At 72.8% G+C, this 19,613-nt stretch carries 17 protein-coding genes; 6 read left to right on the top strand and 11 right to left on the bottom strand.

What is annotated here, in order from left to right:
• Positions 1–8: 8 nt before the first annotated feature.
• The 4 genes from ADK67_RS13855 to ADK67_RS13840 all read right to left on the bottom strand — a co-directional run bounded on the left by ADK67_RS13855 (position 9) and on the right by ADK67_RS13840 (position 4,829).
• Positions 9–1,256, bottom strand: coding sequence for a glycosyltransferase 87 family protein (locus ADK67_RS13855; RefSeq protein WP_053716820.1), 1,248 nt, complete (start codon positions 1,254–1,256; stop codon positions 9–11).
• Between the two features lie 16 nt (positions 1,257–1,272).
• Positions 1,273–2,517, bottom strand: coding sequence for a glycosyltransferase 87 family protein (locus ADK67_RS13850; RefSeq protein ID WP_053716927.1), 1,245 nt, complete (start codon positions 2,515–2,517; stop codon positions 1,273–1,275).
• Entirely contained in the window at positions 2,510–4,282 is a 1,773-nt protein-coding gene (gene mptB, locus ADK67_RS13845; RefSeq protein ID WP_157620272.1) for a polyprenol phosphomannose-dependent alpha 1,6 mannosyltransferase MptB, read from the bottom strand. Before mptB ends, ADK67_RS13850 begins: the two co-directional genes overlap by 8 nt.
• Before the next feature lie 277 nt (positions 4,283–4,559).
• Positions 4,560–4,829: a GNAT family N-acetyltransferase gene (locus ADK67_RS13840; protein ID WP_053716818.1), complete on the bottom strand. Its 270-nt coding sequence runs from the start codon at positions 4,827–4,829 to the stop codon at positions 4,560–4,562.
• A gap of 63 nt (positions 4,830–4,892) precedes the next feature.
• Between ADK67_RS13840 and ADK67_RS13835 the strand changes: the two genes are divergently transcribed.
• Positions 4,893–5,915, top strand: a complete 1,023-nt coding sequence (locus ADK67_RS13835) for an LLM class flavin-dependent oxidoreductase (RefSeq protein ID WP_053716817.1) — start codon at positions 4,893–4,895, stop codon at positions 5,913–5,915.
• Between the two features lie 83 nt (positions 5,916–5,998).
• Here the strand turns inward: ADK67_RS13835 and ADK67_RS13830 are convergent, their stop codons facing one another.
• Complete coding sequence (locus ADK67_RS13830; protein WP_053716816.1) at positions 5,999–6,337, bottom strand: hypothetical protein; 339 nt, start codon at positions 6,335–6,337, stop codon at positions 5,999–6,001.
• Between the two features lie 251 nt (positions 6,338–6,588).
• On the opposite strand from ADK67_RS13830, the gene ADK67_RS50785 reads away from it, so the two are divergent.
• Entirely contained in the window at positions 6,589–6,753 is a 165-nt protein-coding gene (locus tag ADK67_RS50785; protein WP_157620269.1) for a hypothetical protein, read from the top strand.
• Here ADK67_RS50785 and ADK67_RS13825 read toward each other — a convergent pair.
• Entirely contained in the window at positions 6,750–9,860 is a 3,111-nt protein-coding gene (locus tag ADK67_RS13825) for a BTAD domain-containing putative transcriptional regulator (RefSeq protein ID WP_053716926.1), read from the bottom strand. The genes ADK67_RS50785 and ADK67_RS13825 overlap by 4 nt on opposite strands.
• Before the next feature lie 127 nt (positions 9,861–9,987).
• Here ADK67_RS13825 and ADK67_RS13820 point away from each other — a divergent pair, with 127 nt between their 5' ends.
• Complete coding sequence (locus ADK67_RS13820; RefSeq protein ID WP_053716925.1) at positions 9,988–11,517, top strand: MFS transporter; 1,530 nt, start codon at positions 9,988–9,990, stop codon at positions 11,515–11,517.
• Between the two features lie 47 nt (positions 11,518–11,564).
• On the opposite strand, the gene ADK67_RS13815 is transcribed toward ADK67_RS13820, so the two are convergent.
• Positions 11,565–13,556, bottom strand: a complete 1,992-nt coding sequence (locus tag ADK67_RS13815) for a UvrD-helicase domain-containing protein (RefSeq protein WP_053716815.1) — start codon at positions 13,554–13,556, stop codon at positions 11,565–11,567.
• Between the two features lie 156 nt (positions 13,557–13,712).
• Between ADK67_RS13815 and ADK67_RS13810 the strand changes: the two genes are divergently transcribed.
• A complete protein-coding gene (locus ADK67_RS13810; protein WP_231648174.1) occupies positions 13,713–14,546 on the top strand; it encodes an SDR family NAD(P)-dependent oxidoreductase in 834 nt (277 codons plus the stop codon).
• A 30-nt stretch (positions 14,547–14,576) separates the two neighbouring features.
• Here ADK67_RS13810 and ADK67_RS13805 read toward each other — a convergent pair whose 3' ends face one another.
• Positions 14,577–15,131: a TetR/AcrR family transcriptional regulator gene (locus ADK67_RS13805; protein ID WP_053716813.1), complete on the bottom strand. Its 555-nt coding sequence runs from the start codon at positions 15,129–15,131 to the stop codon at positions 14,577–14,579.
• 80 nt (positions 15,132–15,211) lie between these two features.
• Here ADK67_RS13805 and ADK67_RS13800 point away from each other — a divergent pair, with 80 nt between their 5' ends.
• The gene (locus ADK67_RS13800; RefSeq protein WP_053716812.1) at positions 15,212–16,111 is read left to right on the top strand and encodes an SDR family oxidoreductase; all 900 of its coding nucleotides are present in this window, start codon (positions 15,212–15,214) and stop codon (positions 16,109–16,111) included.
• A gap of 3 nt (positions 16,112–16,114) precedes the next feature.
• Here the strand turns inward: ADK67_RS13800 and ADK67_RS13795 are convergent, their stop codons facing one another.
• From ADK67_RS13795 to ADK67_RS13785, 3 genes are read right to left on the bottom strand one after another with little or no spacing between them, the layout of a single operon-like run.
• Complete coding sequence (locus ADK67_RS13795) at positions 16,115–16,918, bottom strand: ABC transporter ATP-binding protein (protein WP_082403470.1); 804 nt, start codon at positions 16,916–16,918, stop codon at positions 16,115–16,117.
• Positions 16,915–17,943 carry a FecCD family ABC transporter permease gene (locus ADK67_RS13790; protein WP_082403448.1) on the bottom strand — a complete coding sequence of 343 codons (1,029 nt, stop codon included), beginning with the start codon at positions 17,941–17,943 and terminating at the stop codon, positions 16,915–16,917. The genes ADK67_RS13795 and ADK67_RS13790 overlap by 4 nt, the downstream gene beginning before the upstream one ends.
• Entirely contained in the window at positions 17,940–18,941 is a 1,002-nt protein-coding gene (locus ADK67_RS13785) for a FecCD family ABC transporter permease (protein WP_053716809.1), read from the bottom strand. The genes ADK67_RS13790 and ADK67_RS13785 overlap by 4 nt, the downstream gene beginning before the upstream one ends.
• A gap of 74 nt (positions 18,942–19,015) precedes the next feature.
• Here ADK67_RS13785 and ADK67_RS13780 point away from each other — a divergent pair, with 74 nt between their 5' ends.
• Positions 19,016–19,546, top strand: a complete 531-nt coding sequence (locus ADK67_RS13780) for a hypothetical protein (protein WP_053716808.1) — start codon at positions 19,016–19,018, stop codon at positions 19,544–19,546.
• Positions 19,547–19,613: the final 67 nt, after the last annotated feature.

The raw sequence follows: 19,613 nt of genomic DNA, 5'->3' as shown, positions 1-19,613 counted from the left end.
CCCGGATCCTACTTGCCGGTAACCTCAGCTGGACCCGGCAGTGGCGCGTTCGCCGGTTCGCGCCGCGCCACCGCCTTCACCACGAACGGGATCACGGCCAGCGTGAGCAGCGCCAACGCCGGGTACGCCCAGCCGATCGCGGACAGCCAGCCTGGCCTCGGGATGGTCCAGATCGTGGGCTGCCGGTCGAGCTGGAAGGCGATCACGTCCCAGAACATGATCGGGCACCACAGCACCAGCAGCAGGCTCCGCGCCCACGTCGCGATCCTGGTGTGCACCAGCCAGATCAGCAGCGGCGCGATCCACACCCAGTGGTGGTCCCACGAGATCGGCGAGAGCAGCAGCCCGAAGACCTGCACGACCAGCACGCCGATCAGCACGTCGCCCGCACGCACCGCGGCACGCAGCGCGAAGCCCGCCAGCACGGCGGACACCACCACCGCGAGCACCCACGGCCACGTCATCTCGACGTCGTAGCCCAGGGTCCGCGACAACGCGCCGCGCAACGACTGGTTGTGCGCGGTGCCGATCGGGCCGACCCGGTCGGCCGCGCCGAGCAGCTCGAACCAGTAGTGCTTGGCCTGCGCCGGGTCCACCAGGAAGCCGAGGCCGACGCTCACCACGAACGCGACGATCGACCACACCGCCGCCGCGAACCGGCGCGTGACCAGGTAGTACAGCCCGGAGATCGCGGGCACGAGCTTCACGCCCGCCGCCAGGCCGATCCCGATGCCCGCGAGCCGCGAGTCCCGGGCCGTCATCGCGCCCAGCACCACGGCCGCCAGCAGCAGGTTGACCTGCCCGAAGTCGAACGTGTGCACCACGGGTTGCAGCCACAGCAGCACGGCGGTCCACAGCAGCGCCCGACGCCGCCACAGCGCCGCGTCCGCCGTCCAGCCGTCGCCGGCCACCAGGCGCAGGGCGACGCGCACCATCCAGTACAGGCACAGCCCGGACAGCAGGCGCAGCGCCCACTGCGCGGCGACCCACGGCAGCCACGTCATCGGCAGGAACACCAGCGCGCCGAACGGCGGGTAGGTGAACGGCAGCGGGAAGTCGGGCGGCGAGTTCGGCGAGGTGACGTCGTAGAGGTCGCCGGAAAGCACGTGGGGCGCCAGCGCCCAGTACACGTACAGGTCGATCGTCTCGTTGCCGAAGCCGGTGACGATGGTCCAGCCGCGGCCCAGGACGGACGCCACGAGCAGCAGCGGCGCGGCGACCAGCAGCCACCGCTCCGCGTTCACGAGCACGCGCACCGCGGGCGAGGGTGGTTCAGGTGACACTGGGCTTGACCTTCGACGTCTCGGCGGGCGGCGTGACGCCGACCGGCTCGCGGGTGTCGGCGCGCAGCGCCCGCGGCATCACCGCGAGGGTGAGCAGCCCGAGCAGCGGGTAGCACCAGCCCAGCGCGGCCAGCGGCCACGGCCGGGGAATCTCCCAGATGGTCGGCTGCTGGTCGATCAGGAAGGTGATCAGGTCCGCGCCGGTCACCACGACCCACGCGGCGGCCACCGCCAGCACGGGCCACGTGCGGCGCGCGCCGTAGACGGCCCACAGCACCAGCGGGATCACCCACACCCAGTGGTGGCTCCACGAGATCGGCGAGAGCAGCAGCCCGAACAGCTGCACGGCGACCACGGTGGCCAGCGTGTCCCCCGCCTTCACCGCGGCACGCAGCGCGAACCCAGTCAGCACGGCCGAGACCGCCACCGCGAGCAGCCACGGCCACGTCATCTCGACGTCGTAGCCGAGGGTCCGCGACAACGCGCCGCGCAACGACTGGTTGATCGCGGACCCGACCGGGCCGACCCGGTCGGCCGCGCCGAGCAGCTCGAACCAGTAGCGCCACGAGTCGGCGGCCGAGGCGGCGAAGCCGACGGCCACGGTGAACGCGAAGCCGACCGCGGTCCACAGCGCGGCCTTGAACCGGCGCGTCACCGCGAAGTACAGCACCGAGATCGCCGGGGTGAGCTTCAGCCCCGCCGCGACACCGACGCCGAAGCCCGCCACCAGGCGCCGGGTGGCGACCATGGCGGCGAAGGTGCCGGCGATCAGCACCAGGTTGATCTGACCGAAGTCGAGCGTCTTGCGCACCGGCTCGCACCACAGCGCCAGCCCCGTCCACAGCAGCGCCCGGCGTGACCAGGTGGCGTCGAACCGCTGCCCCGACCTGCCGGCGACCAGCCCCAACGCCGTCCGGACCAGCCACCAGAGGCAGATCAGGGACAGCACCTGCCACGCGATCCGCGCGGCCACCCACGGCAGCCAGGACAGCGGGAGGAACAGCACGGCCGCGAACGGCGGGTAGGTGAACGGCAGCGGGAAGTCCGCCGTGAACGGCATGTCGATCGTGTAGAGCTGATCGGTCAACAGGTTCGGCGCGAGGCTCCAGTAGACCTTCAGGTCGATCATGCCCCAGCCGCTCGGCGCGCCCAGGCGCCAGAAGTACCAGCCCAGCGACAAGCACAACACCAGCGGGGCGAACCTCAGCACCCGCTGTTCAACCCGTTCAACCACCCGTGCTCCCACGCTGCTGTCCGGCCGCGTCCGGCTCGCCCACGTCGTCGGCCTCGACGGCGGGCGGCGCCTGCTCGATGTCGGGCGGCGGCGCCTGCTCGACGACCCGCGCCGGCGGCTCCACGACCTTCGTCGACGGTTCGACGACCTTGGTCGACGGTTCGACGACCTTCGTCGACTGGTCCACGACCCGCGTCGGCTGGTCGGTCTTGCCCGACCGCGCCCGCAGTTCCCTCACCAGCGCCCACACGGGCCGGCGTTCCAGGAGCGACCGACCGACCCACACGCCGATCAGGACGGTGACGGCCAGGTAGGACCACCAGACGACCGGGTTCGCCGAACCATAGTGCCAGCGGGCGACGATCGTGCCGTCGGGGAGCGTGATGAGGACCATCCAGACCGAGAAGCCCGCCGCGATCGCGAGCCACTTGTCCTTCCAGGCGAACGCGGCGGCGAGCGCCAAAGCCCAGGTGAAGTACCACGGCAGCACGGACGGCGCGAGCACGGAAGCGGCGAGCAGGGCGATCGCGGCGCGCCGCACGGCGTCCACACCGCCCGCCCTGGCCAGCCACCACTGGCGGACCAGCACGGCCGCGAGCACGTACACGCCGACGGACCGGAAGAACCCGAGGAAGCCCTCGTAGGTGGCGCCCGGGATGTGCCGCCCGACCGAGTGGTAGAGCAGTTCGGCGACGGCGCAGGGCAGCGACATCCACGTCAGCAGCGGCGTCTGGCTCTGCAGCACGTTGATCCAGCCGAGGTCGACCCCGGCGATGATCGTGGAGAGCGCGAAGACGCCGGCGAACGTGATGCCGCCCACCGCGCACGCCTGGAAGAACCGCTGGCGGGCGGGGCCGGACATCCGGGCCACCCACACCCAGATCAGGAACGGGATCACCAGGACCGCGGTGGCCTTGACCGCGGTCGCCAGGGCGATCACCGCGATGCCGCGCACGTGCTTGCCGTCCAGCACCATCAGCACGCCGACGGCCATCAGGCCGACCATCAGGATGTCGTTGTGCGCGCCGCCGATGCCGACGGCGATCACGAACGGGTTCGCCACGGTGAGCCACAGCGCCACCGACGTGCGCCCGCCGAGGTGCCGCACCAGTCCGGGCATCGCCCAGGCGAGCATCGCCAGTCCGCTGAAGACGGCGAGCCGCATGAGGACCGCGCCGATGATGACGTTGTCCCCGGTGATCGCGACCACGCACTTGGCCACCAGGAGGAACAGCGGCCCGTACGGCGACGGCGTGTCCTGCCACAGGGAGGCCACGTTGCCGCCCAGCGACAGCGGCAGCACGGACGCACCGGTCGTGTAGGGGTCGAACCCGTGCAGCGCCACCGCGCCCTGGGCGAGGTAGCTGTAGACGTCCCGGCTGTACAGCGACGGGCCGATCAGCAGCGGTGCGGTCCACGCGGCGGCGGCCAGCACCACGCCGCGCCCGTCGACCTGGCCGGCGCGCACCATCCGCCCGAGCCGCACCCACGAGTAGGCCATCAGCGCCACGCCGGCGAACACCACGGCGGTGGCGAGGTCGCGGCCGTGGCCGTACCGCACGGCGTTGAGGATCGTGCCGGTCAGCAGGGGGTCGCGGCGGAGCACCGCGCCCGCGCCGACGCCGCCGAGCGCGATCAGCAGTCCGCCGAGCGCGCCGAGTCTCAACAGCCTCGGTGGAACCTGCCGGAAGACCTCCGACCACGTGCCCGCCCGACGAGTCGGGCCGTCCGTGCGTGCGCCACTTCCGCTCACGTCAGCGGTCACAGCCAGGCCCACCTCGTCGGTCTCGTGTCAGGTCCCCGTCGACCGTGTCTGTTGTCGACGACATCACCATCATGGCGGGGATCTGGGACGAGTGAGGCCACGATCAGTAATGTTGACACGATCAGCTACCACTGTTGACCAAAAGCCGCCTACTTAGCCGTGTTGTTACCCCCCTTTGTGATGATTCACACGGGGAAGCAACCTCGATCGGGTATGCGCTGGTGAGCCGGTGCGACCAGGCGTGGACGCGTGGCGCGCCCGCCTCGTGCGCGGACCGTCACGCGGTCTTCAGCTCGGGGTGCTTCTCCAGGTAGCCCTGCACGAACGAGCACTCGGCCACGACGCCGAGGCCCTTGGCGCGCACGTCCTCGAGAGCCTGCCGGACGAGCTTGCCGCCCAGGCCCTTGCCCTCGACCGAGACCTCGGTGTGGGTGAACGTGACGACGCCGTCCGCCTTGGTGTAGTCGGCGAAGCCGCCCAGCTCGCCGTCCAGGTGGACCTCGTAGCGGGACTGCTCGGGGTTGTCGGACACGGTCACAGCGGTCACCGGTGCTCCTCCAGGCTCGTTCTTGGCAGGTGCCACCGTAGTGGCAGCGTGCAAGATTGTCGGATGGACGTGTATCTGCTGATCCTGGGCGATCACCTGCCCGACCCGCACACCGGGCGGAGCGTGAGCGAGTGCGACCGGTTGCGGGCGATGGTCGAGCAGGCCGTCGTGGCGGAGGAGGCCGGTTTCGCCGGGGTGGCGATCGGCGAGCACCACTTCACCCGGTACATCGTCTCCGCGCCGGAACTGCTGCTGGCCACCATCGCGGACCGCACGTCGACGTTGCGGCTGTCCACCGGGGTGACGCTGCTGGCGCACCACGACCCGGTCCGGGTGGCGGAGAACCTGGCCACGCTGGACGTGCTGTCGCGGGGTCGGGCGGAGCTGATCGTGGCGCGGGGTGTGTCGCAGCGCACGGACGTGGCGTTCGGGGTGCAGGACGACCTGCGGGCGCGGTTCGACGAGAACCTGCGGCTGCTGCTGCGCCTGCTGGAGGAGAAGCACGTCACGTGGGAGGGCAAGTACCGCAGCCCGCTGCTGGACGTGACGACGACACCGCGCCCGGTGCAGCAGCCGCGGCCGTTGGTGTGGATCGGCAGCGGGTCGGCGGTGTCGGCGGACCTGGCGGTCGAGCTGGGGCTGCCGCTGATGCTGCCGAGCACGTTGCGCGACCCGAGCACGCACCGGCCGGTGGTCGAGCGCTACCGGGCGGCGATGGGCGGGCGCGGTCGGGTGGCGTTGCCGAGTCACGTGTTCGTCGCGCCGACGGCGGCGGAGGCGCGGGCGACGTGGCGGCCCCACTTGACGGCGTACGCCGAGTTCGCCGACCCGTGGCGGGGTGACGGCGACGTCGACATCGACCTGCTGATGGAGGGCGCGGCGGTGTGCGGCGACCCGGCGGAGGTGACCGAGCGGCTGAACCGGCTGACCGACCTGCTGTCGCTGGACGCGCAACTGGTCATGGTCGACATCGGGGGTCTCCCCCACCAGGCCGTGCTGGACACGATCCGCCTCTTCGGCCGTGAAGTCCTGCCGAACCTGACCCCGGCACCGGCCCGTGCCACGAACCCGCCGCGGGCGTCCTGAGCGTTCGCGGCGGGCTGTGCCGCGAGCCGCCGCGGCTCCCGGCACAGCCCATTTCCGAGGGACTCACACGAAGGGCCTACTCGTCACGCGTCGTGACCCACCTTGTCCTCGACGACCGCGATCAGCAGCACCTCGACCTCGCCTTCGTAATTGTCGTCGTTGCCGAAGTCGCGCAGCAGGTACTCAACCGGCACGGTGACCGTGGAATACCCGCTGCTGGCCGGCTGGAAGTGGGGGGTGCCGAGCTTGACGGAGAGCACCTGCACAGTGCGCTCACCGTCCGAGTAGACGGCCGAGAAGCTCTTCAGCGCAGCGTGCGCGTCCACCACCTTGCCGGGAACGCGGAACGTCACCTCGGCCTTCTGCGCCTCCCGCATCTTCTTCGGGAAGGTGTGCTGCCGTGAATCGAGGTAGATAGACATCTAGCGGTCCTCTCTCTCTGCGATTTCGCCGACGGTCACGGGATCATGCATTCGTGACCGCTTCACCAGTATCGCCGCGCGAACTCGCGAGAAAATGCCCGGACCGCATTCCTCACTCGACGGGAGCGCTTCTTGCCCGCATCGATCGATAGGCGTACCGGGTTTTTCAGACAATGGCGACAGCGGGTTATCGCCACTCCGATAGGTAAAACGCCGGCGAAGTGGGTACACCGGCGGTGAAGGAGGTTGACATGGTCCAGCCACAACCGCCCGAACCGCGGCCCGTGCCCACGCCGCCCCCGATGCCGCAGCCGCCCCGGGAGCCGTCGCCCAGCACCGAGCCGCCGATCCCGCCCACGCCCGAGCCGCCACCGCCCAACAAGCCGGCGCCCAACGAGACGCCGCCCACCGGCTAAGGGGCCAGGAGGGTCGGCTCCGCGCCGTGGGTGAGGCCGTGGGCGTAGGCGGACGTGAAGGAGTCGCCCAGGGCTGAGCGCGAGGCCGCAGTGATCCGGGTCACGTCGCCGCGTTCGCCGGGAGGGAGCGGAGCGCCCGCTTCCTCCCGCAACGCGGCGGCGGCGCCCAGCAGGCGGGCCGCGCGGCCGTGGTCGCCGGCCAGGGCTTCCGCGCCGGCCAGGCCTTCCAGGGCCAGGGCGACGGCACGCGGGTCGGCGGCGTTGCGCGCGGCGGCCAAGCCCTCCAGGTGCAGGGTGCGGGCGGTGTCGGCGTCGCCGCGCTGTTCGGCGATGAAGCCCAGTTCGGCGACGATGAGGGCGATCGCCATGTCCGACTCCAGCCGCCGGTCGTAGGTGAGCCACTTGCGCAGCAGCGCTTCGGCCTCGTCGAACCGACCTTGGCGTCGCAGGCTGAGCGCGAGGCCCAGTTCGGCGAACTCCTCGCCGATCGTGTAGCCCTGCGCCACGGCCTGCGCACGGGCGCATTCGTGCAGCTCATCGGCTTGTTCGTGATCACCGGTCAGCAACGCGATCCGGCCGAGCGCGGACAGCTTGTCGGCCACGTCGGTGCTCAGGCCCAGTTCCTCGGCGATCCGCAGGCCCTCGCGGTGCAGGTCGGTGGCACGGTCGTAGTCGCCGACGACCTCGGCGTGCGTGCCGAGCGCGAACGTCGCGTGCAGCCGCCCCCACCGGTCACCCACCTCGGTGAACAGGGCCATGCTGCGCTCGCCGTGCCGGGCCATCGCGGCCAGGTCGCTCCGCGTGAACGCGTAGCGCGCGAGCGTGCCGTGCGCGGCGGCCGTGCCCCACCGGTCGTCCTGTGCCTGGAACACCGCCAGCGCCGACGCGACCAGGTCCTCGCCGACGCCCGGCTCGCCGATCCCGAGGCCGACGAACCCGAGGAACCACTCGGCGCGGGCCCGTCGTGCCGCGGCGTCCCGGTCGACGGGACGAGCCGCGGGACGGGCGGGCAGCGGCACGAGGCCCGACGTCACGCCCATGAGCAGGCTGAACGCGGTGTGCCACAGCCGGACCGTGTCCGTCACGTCCTCCGGGCCGCCGCCGGCCAGCGCCGCCGACAAGGCGCGACGCCCCTCGCCGAGCCTGCCGCGCAGCACCCAGTACCAGGCCAGCGAGTCGACCAGCGGCAACGCCTCGCCGTCCCGGGCCGCGTGGTCGATCGCCGCACGCAGGTTGGCCGCCTCGGCGTCGAGCAGGCGCAGCCACCGCCGCTGGTCCGGGCCGCGCAGGCACGGGTCGGCGGACGCGGCCAGTCGCGCGTAGTGGTCCCGGTGCCGCCGCTCGACCAGCGCGACCTCGCCCGCCTCGCGCAGCCGGGCCGAGCTGTACTCGGCGACCGACTCCAGCAGCCGGTAGCGCGGCGGGTCGTCGCCGGGAGTGGTGGTGACCAGGGACCGGTCGACCAGGCCGGCCAGCAGGTCGGGCACGTCGAGGTCGTCGCCACCGGCCACGGTCTCCGCCGCGCTCAACGTCCAGCCGTCCACGTGCACGGACAGCCGACGCAGCACGGTCTGCTCGGCCTCGGTCAGCAGCTCCCAGCTCCAGTCGAGCATCGCCCGCAGGGTGCGCTGCCGGGCGGGCGCGCCGCTGTGCCCGGCGGTCAGCACGCGGAACCGGTCGTCCAGCCGCGCCAGCACCTCGTGCACGCCCCAAGCGCGGACCCTGGTCGCGGCGAGTTCCAGGGCCAGCGGGATGCCGTCGAGCCGGCGGCAGATCGCCGCGACGGCGTCGGCGTTGTCCGGCCCGAGGGCGAAGCCCGGCGCGCCGGCCGCGGCACGGGCCACGAACAGCTCGACGGCGCTGGGCTCGGCCAACGTCGGCACGTGCCACAGCAGCTCACCGGCCACGCCGAGCGGGCGTTGGCTGGTGGCCAGCACGCGCAGCCCCGGCGCGGCGCGCAGCAGCCCGGCGGCCAGCTCCGCCACGGCGGGCGCCACGTGCTCGCAGTTGTCCAGCAGGAGCAGCATCCGCTTGGCCCCCACCGCCTCGGCCAGCTTGCCCGCCAGGTCGGTCGCCACGCAGTCGCGGATGCCGACGCTCGCCGCGACCAGGGCCGCCACCTCGTCCGGCGGCGCGCCCGCGGGCAGGGCGGCCAGCTCGACCAGCCACGTCCCGTCCGGGAACCCGGTCGCCACGTCGCGCGCCACGGCCAGCGCCAGCCGCGTCTTGCCCACGCCGCCCGGCCCGGTGAGGGTGACGAGCCGGTCGGCCGCGAGCAGCGACCGCACCCGGCCGACGTCGGCGTCCCGGCCCACCAGGTCGCCGAGCGGGTGCGGCAGGTTCGTCGGCGGCTCCACCGCACCGCCCAGCGACGGGTCCTGGTCGAGGATCGCCCGGTGCAGCGCGGCCAGCGCCGGCCCGGGCTCGACGCCCAGCTCGGCGACCAGCCGCGTCCGCAGGTCCCGGTAGCCCGCCAACGCCTCGCTCTGCCGTCCGACCTGGTAGAGGGCGCGCAGGTGGGCGGCGCGGAGGCGTTCGCGCAACGGGTGCCGCGCCACCAGGTCGCCCAGCTCGTCAGCCAGCACGCCCGGCTCGCCGAACTCCAACCGTGCCTCCGCGCGCTGCTCCCACGCGGTGAGCCGCAGCTCCTCCAGCCGGGCGGCGACCTCGCGGGTGAACTCCTCGTCGGCGAAGTCGGCCAGCACCGGTCCGCGCCACAACGCCAGCGCGTCGTCCAGCAGCGCGACGCGGGCACGTGGATCACCGGCGGGTTCGGCCAGCAGCGCTTCGAACCGGCCCGCGTCGACCGCGTCCGGGGTGACGTCGAGCAGGTAGCCGGGCGGGCGTGAGACGACCAGCCGTCGGGCGCCGGGTTCGGCGTCGTCCAGCGCGGCGCGGAGCTGGGAGACCCTGGTCTGCAACGCGCCGGCGGGGTTCGCGGGCAACCGGTCGCCCCACAGGCGGTCGATCAGCCGGTCGGCGGGCACCACGCGGCCCGCGTCGATCACCAGCTGGGCCAGCAGCGCCCGGACCTTCACCTCGGGAACGCGGACGGGACGGGCGTCCGACGTCCACGCCGCGAGCGGGCCCAGCACCCCGAAACGCACGGTCGAGACCGTACCCGAAGGCGACCTGAAGTCGATCTGGACGGTTCCTGGAGCCGCGCCGGCCACCGTGGGTTCCACCGGGCGGGACCAACCGCCCGGGCTGTTCGAGCAGAAGGAACGAAACACCATGTCTGTCGATGTCGGTGACCGGGCCGGGACCAGGGAATGGCTCGGACTCGCGGTGCTGCTGCTGCCGACCGCCCTGCTGTTCCTGGCCATGACCGTGCTGTTCCTGGCCACCCCGCACATCGCCGCCGACCTGCGGCCGACCAGCGACCAGCTGCTGTGGGTCAACGACGTGTACGGGTTCGTGATGGCCGGGCTCCTGGTGGCCATGGGCACCGTCGGCGACCGGATCGGCCGGCGGCGGGTGCTGGTGTTCGGCGCGGTGACGTTCGGGCTGGCGTCCGTGGGAGCCGCGTTCGCGCCGAACGTCGAGTTGCTGATCGCGGCGCGCGCGCTGATGGGCGTCGGCGCGGCGGCCGTGATGCCGTCCACGTTGTCGCTGGTCAGCACCATGTTCCGGGACGCGCGGCAGCGGGCGACGGCGATCGGGCTGTGGGCCGCGTCGGTGTCGGTGGGCGTCGCGGTCGGACCGCTGGTCGGCGGGTTGCTGCTGGAGACGTTCTGGTGGGGCGCGGCGCTGCTGATCGGCGTGCCGGTGATGGCGCTGGTGGTCGTCGTGGCGCCGCTGTCGGTGCCGGAGTACCGCGCGCCGGGTGTGGGGCTGCCGGACGTTCCTAGCGTGCTGCTGTCGATGGCGTCGCTGCTGCCGTTCGTCTACGGGATCAAGGAGTTCTCCAAGTCCGGGCTGACGGTGACGTCCGTGGTGACGGTGGTCGTCGGCGTCGGGTTCGCGGTGCTGTTCGCCCGCAGGCAGCTCCGGCTCGACAGCCCGCTGCTGGACGTGCGGCTGTTCGCGAACCGGACGTTCAGCGGCGCGTTGGGCGTGTTCCTGCTGTCCGCGATCGCGCTCGGCGGCATCTACCTGCTGTTCACGCAGTACCTGCAGCTGGTGGCCGGGCTGTCGCCGTTGGCGGCGGGGCTGTGGATCCTGCCCGCGGCGCTGGCGCTGGTGGCCGTGTCGACGTTGTCGCCGATCGTCGCGCGGCGGGTGCGGCCGGCGTACGTGGTGGCGGGTGGCGCGGTGTTCTCGGTGGCCGGGTACGTGGTGCTGACGCAGGTCGGGAGCGTCGGCGGGCTGCCGCTGCTGATCACCGGGTTCTACCTGCTCTACCCCGGCATCGCGCCGACGATGGCGCTGACCACCACGCTGGTGATCACGGCCGCGCCGCCGGAGAAGGCGGGCGCCGCGTCGGCGGTGAACAGCACGGCGAGCGACCTCGGGGTGTCGCTCGGGATCGCGTTGATGGGCAGCATCGGCACGGCCGTCTACCACGCCACGATGCCGTCCGGCGTGCCCGCCGAGGCCGCGGACTCGTTGCCGGGTGCGCTGTCCACGGCCGCGGGCTTGCCGGCGGACGCGGCGCGGGCGTTGGTGGAACCGGCGCGGGCGGCGTTCACCGACGGGCTCAACGTGGCCGCGGTGGTGGCGGCGGTGCTGGTCGCGGGCGCCGCGCTGCTCGCGGTGACCGTGCTGCGGCGGGTGCCCGCGACCGCCGTGCCGACGGCCGAGCCGGAAGTGGTGCACGCCTGATCCCGGGGGTGCCGGGGACGCGGGTCCGCCGCGTCCCCGGCGCCTTGCTACGTGCGCACGACGACCAGGCGTCGGGTCGCGCGGGTCAGGGCGACGTACCGCTCGGCCGGCGTCATGCGTTCGGGGTCGACCACGACGACCGTGTCGAACTCCAGGCCCTTGGCGGCGCGCGGCGTGAGCGGGCCGGTCGGGGTGATCACCGCGAACGTGCCGGTGTCCGGGCGGAACGACTCCGGGTCGGCGCCGGTGACTTCGAGGGGCGGCTCACCCCGCCGCACGGACGTCGGCGGCACGGCGGCCGGGTCCACCTCGGCCAGCGCGCCGGCGGCGTAGGCCATGATCTCGGCGGGCGTGCGGTAGTTGACCGTGAGCCGCCGGTACTGCCAGCGGTCCCGGGCCAGCGGGTCCAGCACCCGCCGCCAGTCGCGGGCCCCCGCTTCGGCCTGGCGCTGGGCCAGGTCGCCGACCACGGTCATGGACCGGTTCGGCCCGCGCCTGGCCAGCAGCCGCCAGTCCATTTCGGACAGTTCCTGCGCCTCGTCGACGACGATGTGGCCGTAGGTCCACTCGCGGTCGACGGCGGCGCGTTCGGCCAGGACGCGGTGGTCGACGGGCGCGTGGCGGTCGGCCAGCCACTCGGCGTCGACCAGGTCGACGGCCCGCAGCTCGTCCTCGTGCATGGCCTGGTCGGTGTCGATGACGTGCAGCACGCCCTGCGCGTACTCGACGGCCCGCCTGCGTTCCTCCGCCGCGCGCCGTTCGGCCCGGCCGTCGGAGCCGAGCAGTTCGGCGGCCTCGTCCAGCAGCGGCACGTCGGAGACCGTCCACGCGTGCGGGTCGTCGCGGCGCAGCTCCGGGTGGCCGAGGGCGGCGCAGCGGCCCGCGTAGAGGTCGGCCAGGAGCTGCCGCGGGGTGAGCACCGGCCACAGCGCGGCGACGGCCCGCCGCACGTCGGGGTGGCCGTCGAGTTCGCGGCGCACGTCGGCCGCGAGTTCCGGCCAGTCCTCGCCGATGAGGTCGAGCGCGGGCGCCACCAGGGCGTCCACCAGGGCTCGGTGGAACACGGGCTGGGCCTCGTTGTGCTTGAGCCCGGCGGCACGCGCCCGTGCCCTGGCCCGGGCGGCGATCTCGGCGGTCAGCTCGACGGTGACGTCCTCCAGCTCGACCGGGATCGGCTCGGCGGGCGTCTCCTCCCGGTCGGCGATGGCCGCCACCAGCAGGTCGACGGCACCCAGGCCGCCCTTGAGCGCCTGGAGTTCCGGGGTGTCCTCGCGTTCGGTCCGAACGCCCGGGAACAGCTCGCCCGGCGTGGCGAACACGACGTCGGTCTCGCCCAGCGACGGCAGCACTTCGCCGATGTACCGCAGGAAACCCGGGTTCGGGCCGACCACCAGCACGCCTTGCCGGGAGAGCCGTTCGCGTTGCGTGTACAGCAAGTACGCGACGCGGTGCAGCGCCACCGCCGTCTTGCCCGTGCCGGGGCCGCCCTCGATCACCAGCACGCCCCCATGCGGCAGGCGGATCACCTCGTCCTGCTCGGCCTGGATGGTGGCCACGATGTCGCGCATCGTGTCCGAGCGGGGTGCGTTCAACGCGTCGAGCAGCGCTTTCGAGGTGAGCTGGAGTTCGTCGTCGTAGAAGCTCTCCAGCCGCCTGCCCTTGGTGCGGAAATGGCGGCGGAGGGTCACCCCCTCGGGATTCGCCGCGGTCGCCGTGTAGAACGGGCGGGCGGCCGGCGCGCGCCAGTCGGTCAACAACGGCTCGTAGTCGCGCTCGGTGTCGAACAAGCCGATCCGGCCGACGTAGACGCGGTCCTCGGCGGTGTCGATGCGGCCGAAGCACAGGTTCTCGTCCGCCACGTTCAGGCGGCTGACCTGCTCGGACAGCGTGCGCACGGCCACCTCGCGGTGCCAGCGCTGCTCGTGGCCGTCCTTGAGCGCGGCGTCGAGCTCGGCCTGCGCGGCGGCCCGCTCACGCTCCAGCCGATCGTGCAGGAAGGTGATCCGCTGTTGTTCGGCGGACAATTCCCCGGTGGTCACGCTTGCCCCCTGTGATATACTGGGACTGTCTTCATCCCGCCATTTCCGGCGAAGTCAACCTTTATGTTTACCACATTTCCGCGCGCGTTCTGCCGGCGCTGCGCCGAATCGCCTGATCGCGTGAAATGATCGGTGGCTGGTGAACGGACCGCGGGGGTGGGTGTGGGGATCCTGGACGGCAAGGCCGTGATCGTGACCGGTGCGGGTCGCGGGTTGGGCGAGGCGTACGCGCGGCACGCGGCGGCGTCGGGCGCGCGGGTCGTGGTGAACGACGTGGAAGGCGCCCCGTCGGTCGCCGCGTCGATCGTGGACGCGGGCGGCGAGGCCGTGGCGCACACCGGGTCGGTGACCGATCCGTCGGTCGCGACGGCGCCCGTGGAGCTGTGCGGGTCGGCGTTCGGGCGGGTCGACGGCCTGGTGAACAACGCGGGCGTCACGCACTTCGCCGAGCCGTGGGACGACGAGCCGGACGTGCTGCGGTCGGTGGTCGAGGTGAACGTGCTCGGCACGATGTACTGCGGCACGGCGGCGGCGAAGGTGATGCGCGGCGGGTCGATCGTGAACGTCGTGTCGGGCGCGATGCTGGGCCGCGCCGGCGCCGCGGCCTACTCGGCGTCCAAGGGCGCGGTGGCGTCGCTGACCCTGTCGTGGGCCGGGTCGCTGGCCGCGCGGGACGTCCGCGTCAACGCCGTCGCGCCGCTCGCGTGGACGCCGATGATGGACCTCGACCCGCGTGCCGACCAGATCAGCTCACGCGACCAGACACCGGACAAGATGGCACCCCTGGTGACGTACCTGCTCAGCGACCTGTCCACCGGCGTGACGAGCCAACTGATCCGATTCCTGCCGGACAAGCTGCACGTGGTCTCGCAGTACGCCGTGAAGCGGCCCGTGCTGACCCGCGACTCGTGGGACGTGGACTCCATCGCCGCCGTGTTCGAGACCGACCTGACGCCCGAACCCCCCGGTCGCGCGAGGTGGCAGGTCTGAGCCGGGTGCGGCTCGCCCGCACCGGCGCGATCAGAGGGCGCGCAGCAGTGCGGCGGTGTCCGCGATGCAGGCGGCGAGGGCCGGTGGGCGCTCCTCCGACACCCAGCGGGTGAACGCGAGCTGGAACACCGTCACCGCGCTGTGGGCGGCGAGGGCGGCGATCAGGTCGTCGACGCCGCGCGTGCGCAACGCCTCGGCCGTCGCGTCGACCAGGGCGGTGAGCTTGAGCAGTTCCCGTTCCCGCAGTCCCGGGTTGGCCTCGACCAGCAGGTTCCGCCGCACGGCGTGCTCGCGCCGGTCCTCCAGCAGGCCACCCGCCGCGATCACGCCGGCCAGCGCGGCGTCGAGGGGCCCCGACGAGGCGGGCGCGGCGAGGATCGCGGTGGACGCCGCCTGCTCCAGGGCCTGGGAACCGTCGAAGAGCACCTCGCGCTTGTCGGCGAAGTGGCGGAAGAAGGTCCGCTCGGTCACGCCGGCGCGTTCGGCGATGTCGACCGCGGTCGTGTGGTCGAAGCCGCGCTCGGCGAAGAGGTCCATCGCGGCGCGGATCATCCGCCCGCGGGCGTCCGGCTCCCAGCGGCTCATGACCGGCAGTGTAGTAATGACAGCCGCTGACATGTCGTGCTACGTTCGATGTCAGTCACTGACATGTTGGAAGGAACGTCATGCGCGTCTTCGTCACCGGTGCCTCCGGCTGGATCGGCTCGGCCGTCACCGACGAACTGCTCGCCCACGGGTACGAGGTCGTCGGCCTCGCCCGCTCCGACGAGGCCGCCGCCGCGCTGGAGGCCAAGGGCGTCACCGCCCACCGCGGCAGCCTGGACGACCTCGACAGCCTCGCCCCGGCCGCCGCGGCCACCGACGGCGTCGTCCACCTCGCCTTCAAGCACGACTTCACCGACTACGCGGGCGCCGGGCGCAGCGAACGCGCCGCCGTCCAGCGGATGCTCGACACCGTCGAGGGCAGCGGCAAACCGTTCCTGTTCGCCTCGGGCCTCGACTCGGGCATCACGGACCGGCCGTTCACGGAGGACGACCTGTCACCGCACCACGGCGCCGACTCACCGCGCGGCGGCAGCGAGAACCTCGCGCTGGGGTACGCCGACCGCGGCGTCCGGCCGGTGGCGCTGCGCCTCGCCGCGTCCGTGCACGGCATGGGCGACCACGGCTTCGTCTCGACCCTGGCGAAGGTCGCGAAGCAGCGGGGCGTGGTTGGCTACCTCGGCGACGGCTCGAACCGCTGGCCGGCCGTGCACCGTTCCGACGCCGCCCGGCTCGTCCGGCTCGCGCTGGAGCAGGCGCCGGCGGGGTCACGGGTGCACGCCGTGGCCGAGGAAGGACTGCCCCTCCGCGACATCGCCGCCGCCCTCGGCGACTACCTGGGCCTGCACACGGTGTCGGTCGCCCGGGAGGACGCCGAGGCGCACTTCGGCTGGATCGGGCACTTCGCCGGCCTCGACATCACCGCGTCGAACGCCCGCACCCGGGAACTGGTCGGCTGGACGCCCACGGGCCCGACGCTCTTCGAGGACATCGCCGCCGGGGCCTACGCCCTGCCGGAGTGACCGCTACGCGGACTGGGTGACGCGCTGCCGCCGCAACGGCACGATCAGGGGCGTGTCGGTCTCCGGGTCGGCGATCACCCGGCACGGCAGGCCGAACACGTCCTCCACCAGCTCCGCCGTCACGATGTCGGCCGGCTTGCCCTGCGCCACCACGCCGACACCGGGCTTCATCGCGATCAGGTGGGTGGCGTAGCGGCACGCCTGGTTCAGGTCGTGCAGCACGGCGACCAACGTGTGGTTGCCGTCCTCGTGCAGGTCGGCGCACAGGTCCAGCACCTCGACCTGGTGCGCGATGTCGAGGAACGTGGTCGGCTCGTCCAGCAGCAGGATCGACGTCTGCTGCGCCAGCACCATGGCGAGCCACACGCGTTGCCGCTGCCCGCCGGACAGCTCGTCGACGAGGCGGTCGGCCAGGTCGTGCACGCCGGTCATCCGCATCGCGCCGGCGGTGACCTCCTCGTCCTCGACGGACCACTGCCGCAGCAACCGCTGGTGCGGGTACCGGCCGCGGGCCACGAGTTCGCCGACGGTGATGCCGCCGGGCGCGATGGAGGTCTGCGGCAGCAGGCCGAGCCGGCGGGCGACCTCCTTGGAGCGGTACGTCGAGATCGCCTCACCGTCGAGGTACACGGCGCCGGCGCGCGGTTTGAGCATCCGCGCCAACGCCTTGAGCACGGTGGACTTGCCGCAGGCGTTGGGGCCCACGATGACGGTGAACGAGCCGTCCGGGATCTCGACGTCCAGTTCGGACACGACGACGCGCTCGTCGTAGGACAACGTCAGTTCCGACCCTCGGAGCCTGGTCACGTCGTGCTCCCCTTCCGCCACTCGTGGGCCAGCAGCCACACCAGGTAGAGCCCGCCGATCGCGCCGGTGGCGATGCCGACCGGCAGCTGGGTCGTCGGGAACAGCCGTTGCACCGCGAAGTCGCTGACGACCAGCAGCAGACCGCCGGTCAACGCCGACGCGGCCAGCCCGGGGCCGGACGCGCCGGTGAGCCGTCGGGCGACCTGCGGCGCGGCCAGGGCCACGAAGCTGATCGGCCCGGCGGCGGCCGTGGCGACGGCGGCCAGGCCGACGCTCACCGCGAGCAGCGCCAGGCGGGTGCGCTCGGCGTTCACACCGAGTCCCGTCGCGGCGCTGTCGCCCATCTCCAGCAACGCCAGCCGCCTGCCCAGCGCCAGCGCGCACGGCAGCAGCACGGCCAGCACGACGGCGACCACCTGCGCCTGGTCCCAGCCGCGGTTGTTCAAGCCGCCGACCAGCCACGTCTGCGCGGCCAGCGCGCTCTCCAGCGTGGCCCGGGTGAGCAGGTAGGAGTTGACCGCGAGCATCATCGCGCTCACGCCGATGCCGATGAGCACCAGCCGGAAGCCCTGCACGCCCTGCTTGAGCGCCAGCAGGTAGACGGCGGTGGACGTGAGCAGGCCCGCGACGGTCGCGCCGAGCGCGGTGGCCGCCATGCTGCCCTGCGCCAGCACGAGGACCGCGATCGCGCCGGTGGCCGCGCCCTGGGTGAAGCCGATGATGTCGGGGCTGGCCAACGGGTTGCGCGACAGGCTCTGCAGGATCGCGCCGCTGAGCGCGAGCGCCGCGCCGACCAGCAGACCGGTGATCAGGCGTGGCAGGCGCAGCGTGAAGATCACGAAGTCGGCGTAGCCGTCGCCCTGCCCGACGAAGGTCGACAGCACCTCGCCGACGGTCAGCGGGAAGTCGCCGGTCACCATGGTGGCGACGGCGGCGACCGCGGTCAGCACGGCGATGCCCGCGCTGACGAGCAGGGCGCGTTCGCTGATCCGCAGCGAGACGGCGGACGTCCGGACGGTCCTCACAGCGTGGCCAACTTCCGGCGCCGGCACAGCGCGATGAACACGGGCGCGCCGATGAACGCGGTGATGATGCCGACCTCCATCTCCTGCGGCGCGATGACCACGCGGCCGACGATGTCCGACCCGAGCAGCAGGATCGGCGAGAGCACCGCGGAGAACGCCAGCACCCAGCGCTGGTCGCTGCCGCCGATCATGCGGGCCACGTGCGGCACGGTCAGGCCGACGAACGCGATCGGCCCGGCGGCGGCGGTCGCGGCGCCCGCCATGAGCGTGACGGCGAGGACGCCGAACGCGCGGGTGCGGTTGACGTTCGCGCCGAGCGCCTTGCCCGTGTGGTCGCCGAGCGCCAGCACGTTGAGGTTCCGGGCGAGCAGGAACGCGATCAGGATGCCGGGCAGCACGAACGGCGACACCTGGCCGATCAGCTCGAAGTCGCGGCCGGCGAGCGAGCCGACGTTCCAGAACCGGAACGAGTCGAACGTGTGCGTGAACAGCAGCAGGATCGCCGAGACGTAGGCGTAGAGCACGGCGGTCAGGGCCGCGCCGCTGAGCACCAGCCGGTCGGGGGTGGCCGCGCCCCGGCCCGCCGCGCCGAGGACGTAGACGACGGTCGCCGTGCCGGCCGCGCCGAGCAGCGCGAACCACACGTACCCGGTGGGGCTGGTGATGCCGAAGAACGCGATGGCGGACACGATCGCCGCCGCCGCGCCCATGTTCACGCCGAGCAGGCCGGGGTCGGCGAGCGGGTTGCGGGTCAACGCCTGCATCACCGCGCCGGACAACCCGAGCGCCGCGCCGACCAGCAGGCCGAGCACGGCCCGGGGCACGCGGACGGCGCGCACGATGGCCGCGTCGCCGGTGCCGTCGTCGGCGAAGAGCAGGGCGAAGGTGTCCGCGAACGGGATGCTCTTGGTGCCGATCCACAGGCTGAGCAGCACGATCAGGCCCAGCACGCCGATCGACACCAGCAGGCCGACCCCTCGCACCGCGTCGCGCGACACCCGCACCTCCCCGAAGTTTAGGTAAGGCTAACCGACGCACGGGCCGAGTCGATCGTCCGGTTAGCCTCGGTGACGTGGACGAGGACAGGGCCCGGTGGTGCGAGCTGGCGGCGCTGCTGCCGCCGGCACGGGCGCGGGACGTGGTCGAGTGCTGGGACATCGGCGAGCAGGAGGCCGGGATCGACCTGCTGATGACCGGCCTGGCGGACGGCGACGTGGCGATCGACGACGACGAACGCGCGCGCATCGCCGTCACCGCGGAGGTCTGGGGCGTGCGGGAATCGGTCGAACCCGCCCTGCGCCGCTGCCGGTCACGCCCCGGCGGCCGGGTGCGGACAGTCGAAGGCGAACCGGCGGCGGATGCGGCGATGACGGCAGGTGCGGAGCCGTTGACGGAGGCGGGTGGCGAGCCGGAGGCGGATCTCGTCGTGGTTCCGTGGCTCGCGTGCGCCGACTGCGGCCGGGTTCTCGGCCGGGCGCACCGACTTGAGCCGTGGGGCGACCTCTCGTACGAAGCGCTGCACTACGTGCTGCCACCGCGGCGGTTCGGGCCCGAGGAGGCCTGGGAGGCGTTCACCGCCCTGACCGCCTGCGCCCACCGGTGACGCGCCGTCCCGCCGACGTGCCGGCCACCCGGCCGCGCTGGAGTCCCGGAGGGTCGGGGAGTCCGGG

The sequence above is a fragment of the Saccharothrix sp. NRRL B-16348 genome (genome assembly GCF_001280085.1).
Lineage (GTDB): Bacteria > Actinomycetota > Actinomycetes > Mycobacteriales > Pseudonocardiaceae > Actinosynnema.
The sequence above is the reverse complement of the archived record's forward strand: the minus strand, read 5'-3'. Positions and strand labels throughout refer to the sequence as shown.

Bases quoted from the DNA above. Each gene is read 5' to 3' on its own strand.
- ADK67_RS13835 (WP_053716817.1), top strand. From the start codon at position 4,893: ATGGACGTGTATCTGCTGATCCTGGGCGATCACCTGCCCGACCCGCAC.
- ADK67_RS13830 (WP_053716816.1), bottom strand. From the start codon at position 6,337: ATGTCTATCTACCTCGATTCACGGCAGCACACCTTCCCGAAGAAGATG.
- ADK67_RS50785 (WP_157620269.1), top strand. From the start codon at position 6,589: ATGGTCCAGCCACAACCGCCCGAACCGCGGCCCGTGCCCACGCCGCCC.
- ADK67_RS13820 (WP_053716925.1), top strand. From the start codon at position 9,988: ATGTCTGTCGATGTCGGTGACCGGGCCGGGACCAGGGAATGGCTCGGA.
- ADK67_RS13805 (WP_053716813.1), bottom strand. From the start codon at position 15,131: ATGAGCCGCTGGGAGCCGGACGCCCGCGGGCGGATGATCCGCGCCGCG.
- ADK67_RS13800 (WP_053716812.1), top strand. From the start codon at position 15,212: ATGCGCGTCTTCGTCACCGGTGCCTCCGGCTGGATCGGCTCGGCCGTC.